Below are 271 nucleotides of genomic sequence, written 5' to 3'. Positions count from 1 at the left end.
GACAACAACCCGGTGTCGACCACCCAGACCCTCGGCGGCGGCTTCGGCAAGAAGGACCTCTGGCTCGACCAGGGCTACCTGACCTGGAAGCCCAGCGAGCGCCTGAGCCTGACCGGCGGGCGGATCGCCAATCCGTTCCTGTCCACCGACCTGCTGTATTCCAACGACCTCAACTTCGACGGCGTGGCGGCGATCTTCAACCAGCCGCTGAGCCGCGATGTCGCGCTGTTCGGCACGGTCGGCGCGTTCCCCGTGGAATACAGCTCGGACA

At 66.1% G+C, this 271-nt stretch carries 1 protein-coding gene; it reads left to right on the top strand.

The genetic code is table 11. The annotated features are described in order from the left end of the window. On the top strand, positions 1-271 hold a 271-nt coding region (locus tag ACLJNW_RS25285; RefSeq protein WP_410961374.1), incomplete at both ends, for a putative porin.

Source organism: Salmonella sp. SAL4457 (assembly GCF_046548235.1).
Classification (GTDB): domain Bacteria; phylum Pseudomonadota; class Gammaproteobacteria; order Enterobacterales; family Enterobacteriaceae; genus Salmonella; species Salmonella enterica.
The sequence above is the reverse complement of the archived record's forward strand: the minus strand, read 5'-3'. Positions and strand labels throughout refer to the sequence as shown.